Source organism: Syntrophorhabdaceae bacterium, from assembly GCA_028713955.1.
Lineage (GTDB): Bacteria > Desulfobacterota > Syntrophorhabdia > Syntrophorhabdales > Syntrophorhabdaceae > UBA5609.
This window is the reverse complement of the sequence record JAQTNJ010000218.1, coordinates 1-5,342: the sequence shown is the minus strand read 5'-3', so window position 1 is coordinate 5,342 and position 5,342 is coordinate 1. Positions and strand designations below refer to the sequence as shown.

The following is a 5,342-nucleotide window of genomic DNA, read 5'->3' as shown; positions in this document are numbered from 1 at the left end:
GGACCCCGCATCAGGGAGTGAAAAAAATCAGCCGCAGGGAGGTTATTCAGTCCCTGCGGCTGACGACGATAAAACCGGTTGAAGGTAAATAAGGTTTTACTTTTTTAATGGAAAGTTCGCCGGATCAATAACAAACCAGACATCATTGATCTTGTTTCCGCCGGTGTCACCCGCTTTTTTATCCTGGAACCAGTAGTAAAGCGGGTAGCCCCTGAATGTGGTCTGTTTCTTGCCGTCCTCTCTTGTGATCGTTCCGAAGTCCCCTGCCTTAACCATGGCCGGCGGTGCGACAGACTCACGGTAATAGATGGGCCATTTTTCAAGGCACGGTCCTGCGCAAGCACTTTTACCGGCTGAATCCTTTGTGAACCAATAGAGGGTCATGCCCTTTGCATCGGTGAGGTATTTACCGATACCTTTTTTGTCAGCGACCTTCACCGCATGGTTGTCTGCAAAAGCAACGCCCAGCCATCCTGTAATAACGAAAAGAACCAGTACTGCTAAAACAATCTTTTTCATTGTTCCCTCCTTTTCTGTAATGCAGGCTTGCTGCAAGTCTGTGATGCCATGTTGCAATGTTGTACTTTTATAATTTAAGCATATGCCCGATCACTGTCAATGAGGGTTCCTTAATGTATTGTAATGTCATGCGTTGTGTCGATCATGTCAATCGGCTCATGGTATGAGGATTCCTGTAAAATGCCGAGTCTGTTACCATAAACGCGTCGTAATCAAACCTTCTTATGATCCGAGAGGTTAATCCGGGAAGGATGCCTGGCTTCGGAGAAAATACCATATATTATTGCAGCATATCACATGTGTTCATCTCGTCAACCGGTTGTATTCCTCCATCTTCCAGCATGAACGAAAGAATGAACAATCCCTGCATTTATCAGCCTCATTCTTTTTGATCAGGTATTCTTTACCTGACATGTCTTTTATATTATTTTCCATGATTTCGGCAATACATGGGGGTGTTTGTGATTTGCAGCCGTGCCTGTTGTCGCAGTTGATGCAGTATCCGTGTTTTGGTTTGATAGGAATCTCCTGTTGAGCTATCAACCATCAGCAGTCAGCTATCAGCTTTTGAAACTCTAAATTCTAATATCGAAGCACTAAACAAATCCAAATGTTCAAATATCAAAACGTGAAGAGCTTACTGTTGTTGAGATTGCCACGTCACTTCGTTCCTCGCAATGACAATAAAATAAAGGACTTTGAACGTTGAACAAATTTTTCACTCCGTCTTACGGATATTCCGCTATGCGCCATACGCTTTGCGCTATGCCGCAGTTCCCTTACGCCTGACGCCCACGAGTGTTTCGCCGTCAGCTACCGTATCTTTCCTGCCGGGCTCGTCTGCGTTTCAACTTTGGGAAAGGCTCCTCCGGTCTTTCCTGCCGGGCTCGTCTGCGTTTCAACTTTGGGAAAGGCTCCTTTGGTCTTTCCTGCCGGGCTCGTCTGCGTTTCAACTTTGGGAAATGCCCCTCCGGGGACATTCTGCACGCCGCCGATCCTCTGTCCCTGCACCCCCCTTGTTTTCAGCTTGTTTTCAACGCCTCCCTGTATCTTGTCTGTACATTTCTCCTTACAGAAGATCGAAATGGTGCCTTTGCCCTTATCAACCTCAACCTTCTCTACGCCAGGCACAGAGCGTGCAGATTTCTCTATCCAACTCCACTCCATTACCTTTGCCTTTGTGCTGAGTTTGAGTACATAGAACTCGTACGCTGCAAAGGCTGAAGTTATCAGAAACAGTGTGATTGCCAGCGCTATCCCGCCGAAGAAAACCTTTTTCAACATAACAACCTCCTTATTGTGTTATCTTCGCAAACCTTTATCATAGATAGTTTATCTTGTCAATGCAGGGGCCTTGCACAAAAAAACAAAAAAGTGATACAATTAATTGTACGAATATGGGAGACCGGATAAAACGTAAGCATGCTTTGAAAAAGGCCGTGCTGTGGGTCATCGGCTTCTTTATTGTCTTTTCTGCTGCCGGATTCTTCGTTGTTCCCCCCATTGCCAGGTCGGTGCTTCTGAAGCAGGTCTCTGCCGCCCTGCACCGTGATGTCTCCATCAAGGCAGTCCGGGTAAATCCTTATACGCTTTCAGTGACTATCCAGGGCTTTATTGTGAAGGAACGGGCGGGCACGGAGACGTTCCTGTCCTTTGATGAACTCTATGTGAACGCGGAGATCATGTCGCTTTTCAGGCGGGCGCTGATAATCCGCGAGCTGAGGCTGTCAAAACCGTACGTGAGGGTGGTACGGAACAAGGATGAATCGTATAACTTCACCGATATGTTCCGGGGATCGACCGCAAACGCCGGCGGCAGCGGCAAATCAAAGCTTGTCACCTTTTCCGTCAACAACATTACGGTCCTCAACGGGAGCGTCGACTTCATCGATAGTCCAAAAGATGTTAAGCATACCGTGCGCGACATGCGCATTACAGTTCCCTTTATATCGAACAGGGCGACGCACACGAACATCTTTGTGAAGCCGGAATTTTCTGCAACCATCAACGGGGATCCATACTCAATAAAGGGACAGACAAAACCTTTCGCCGAATCACTCGAAACGTACCTCGACCTCGAGGCCCGTGATGTCGATATACCCGAATACTTAAGCTATATACCGGCTACGCTGAACTTCAAGCTCCCGTCGGGAAGCGTTGATGTCAAGGTGCGCATTACCTTCAGGCAATCCAAAGATAAAATGACCGCCCTTTCCGTTACCGGTGATGTTGCCGTCAGGAAGCTTGTTGTGAACGACGTCTCAGATAAACCTGTCTTTCGCGCCAAATCGCTGGACGTGGGGATAACGTTGCTGGAGCCTTATCTCAAGACCATCAAGCTTTCGAACGTGACAGTCCAATCGCCCGAGATTATTGCCATACGTGACAAGAACGGCTCATTTAATATAAGTGAGCTTTTCCCGAAGACCATGGAGGAACCCGAGAAACAACCACAGGGTGCAGCGATCCGGAAAAAAGAGGATACGCAGGACGTCTTCTTCTCCATGGACCGGTTGAAGATCGAAGACGGACGGGTTACCTTCAAAGACCTTGTGCCCTCCAGGCCCGTAGACGTGTCCGTCCAAAAGATGGACCTGACCCTCGATACGATCTCCACGGAGAAAGACAATAAAGGTATCGTCGACCTCTCCCTTATCGTCGGGAGGAAAGGTTCCTTCACCGCGAAAGGGACGATAGGCGTAAACCCTCTTTCCGGCGAGCTTGCCGTCAACGCAAAATCGATCCGGATCGCGCCGTTTCAGCGCTATTTCAATGACAGGATCAGGATCTATATAACAGGTGGGGGCATCTCCTCCGCCGGTAAAGTTACGCTGGCATTCGATGAATCAGGAACCCCGAAGGTAAGGTTTGCCGGCAACCTCCTCGTTTCAGATTTTTCGTCCGTTGATCAGGAAACCACCGGCGATTTTCTCAAGTGGAAGGCGCTCTCCTTTGGCTCCGTCAATGCCGGATACAACCCGACTGCCCTGTCTGTCAACGATGTGTCGATCTCTGATTTTTATACCCGGATCATCATCTACAAGGACAGTACGGCCAACCTCCAGAGGATATTTTCCCAGGAAGCCGCAGCACAAGACCAGCCGGCAGCGGTCGGGATCGCTTTACAGGCAGAAGGAAAGAAGGAACAAAAAGAGACCCGTCCATCTGGTAAACCGGCTCCGACAAATGTTTTTCCCGATGTAATAATTGGTAACATTACACTGCAGGGGGGTGCGGTTGATTTCACCGATATGCATGTTCAACCGACCTTCTCGGCGAACCTCACTGAGCTCGGGGGGAAGGTATCGCGCTTTATCCTCGGGAAAGATCAGGATTCAAAGGTAGAGGTGAGAGGAAAGATAAATCAGTTCATCCCTCTTCAAATCGCAGGCAGGGTCAACCCCGCGAAGGACAATCTCCTCATCGATCTTACCGGTATCGTCCGTGATTTTGAAATGACCGATATGACCCCTTATTCGGGAAAATACATAGGTTACGCAATAGAAAAAGGAAAACTCTCCCTCGATCTGAAATACTCCATCAAGGGAAAGAGACTCGACTCCCAGAATGTTATCTTCTTAGACCAGCTCACGCTTGGCGACGAAGTGGAAAGCCCCGATGCGGTCAAGGCGCCGGTGAAACTTGCCATTGCCCTCCTGAAAGACAGGTCAGGCCAGATAAAGCTCGACATCCCGGTATCGGGGAGCATTGATGACCCTCAATTCAGGATAGGGCCGATCATCTGGAAGGTCATCAAAAATCTTATCGTCAAAGCCGCAACGGCCCCCTTCGCGCTTATAGGCGCGCTCTTTGGCGGCGGCGGGGAACAGTTAAGCTATATCGAGTTCGATTATGGGAGCGCGGAGATCACCGACGCAGCGGCGAAGAAGATCGAAATCGTAACGAAGGCCCTCTACGACAGACCCGCGCTCACACTCGACATCGAGGGCTACGTGTCTCCCGAAGAGGATAAGGAGGGTCTGAGGCGATATCTCTTCATGAGAAAGGTAAAGGCCCAGAAACTGCGTGACAGGGCGAAGAGAGGACGGGAGGCGCCGCCCGTTGACGAGATAAAGATAGAACCGGAGGAATATGAGAGATACCTCGGGATGGCATATAAGGCGGAAAAGTTCGCAAAGCCCAGAAACATCATTGGCCTTGCCAAAGACCTGCCTGTTTCCGAGATGGAAAAACTGATGATCACCAATATCGATGTGACCGATGCGGACCTGCGGCAACTCGCCTCACAACGGGCCCAGGAGGCAAGGAATATGATCCTGAAGACCGGCAAGGTTGAACCTGCGCGTATATTTGTGCTTGATTCAAAATCCCTTGGACCGGAGAAAAAAGAGAATGTCAGAGACAGCCGCGTCGATTTTAAATTGAGATAGGGAATGCAGTGGCATTAAAGAAGATCATAGGTTTCCTTAAGACAGGCATCTGGGAAATGGGCCTGGATGGGCTTTCCTCCCTGAAGGTCCGCTCTGTTCGTTGCCTTCGAACCTTTCTCATCGCGGTTTCAGGATTCATCAAACACCGGTCCACAGCACAGGCATCGATCCTGACCTACTATACCGTTCTTAATATCGTGCCTCTCATAGCTGTTGTCTTTGCCATAGCCAAGGGCTTTGGCCTTGACAAGGTTGTCGAGAAATATATCCTTCAGATGGCCGAAAATGCTAACTGGCAGTCGGCGGTGACCGAGCAGTTACTCATGTTCGCCCGTTCTTTCCTGAAACAGGCAAAGGGAGGGGTTATCGCGGGCATTGGTGTTGTCCTTCTCTTCTGGACCGTTATATCGATCCTCGGAAAGATAGAGGATT

At 49.3% G+C, this 5,342-nt stretch carries 4 protein-coding genes; 2 read left to right on the top strand and 2 right to left on the bottom strand.

From position 1 onward, the window contains the following. Positions 1-96: 96 nt before the first annotated feature. Positions 97-519, bottom strand: a complete 423-nt coding sequence (locus tag PHU49_14150) for a hypothetical protein (protein MDD5245148.1) — start codon at positions 517-519, stop codon at positions 97-99. 813 nt (positions 520-1,332) lie between these two features. Further along, positions 1,333-1,803, bottom strand: coding sequence for a hypothetical protein (locus PHU49_14145; protein MDD5245147.1), 471 nt, complete (start codon positions 1,801-1,803; stop codon positions 1,333-1,335). Between the two features lie 143 nt (positions 1,804-1,946). Here PHU49_14145 and PHU49_14140 point away from each other — a divergent pair, with 143 nt between their 5' ends. Continuing rightward, the gene (locus PHU49_14140) at positions 1,947-4,910 is read left to right on the top strand and encodes a DUF748 domain-containing protein (GenBank protein MDD5245146.1); all 2,964 of its coding nucleotides are present in this window, start codon (positions 1,947-1,949) and stop codon (positions 4,908-4,910) included. Between the two features lie 8 nt (positions 4,911-4,918). Further along, positions 4,919-5,342: YhjD/YihY/BrkB family envelope integrity protein (locus PHU49_14135; protein ID MDD5245145.1), on the top strand; the 424-nt coding region annotated here is incomplete at its 3' end.

Excerpts from the sequence above, each read along its gene's own strand:
- PHU49_14150 (MDD5245148.1), bottom strand. The coding sequence starts at position 519 with ATGAAAAAGATTGTTTTAGCAGTACTGGTTCTTTTCGTTATTACAGGA.
- PHU49_14145 (MDD5245147.1), bottom strand. The coding sequence starts at position 1,803 with ATGTTGAAAAAGGTTTTCTTCGGCGGGATAGCGCTGGCAATCACACTG.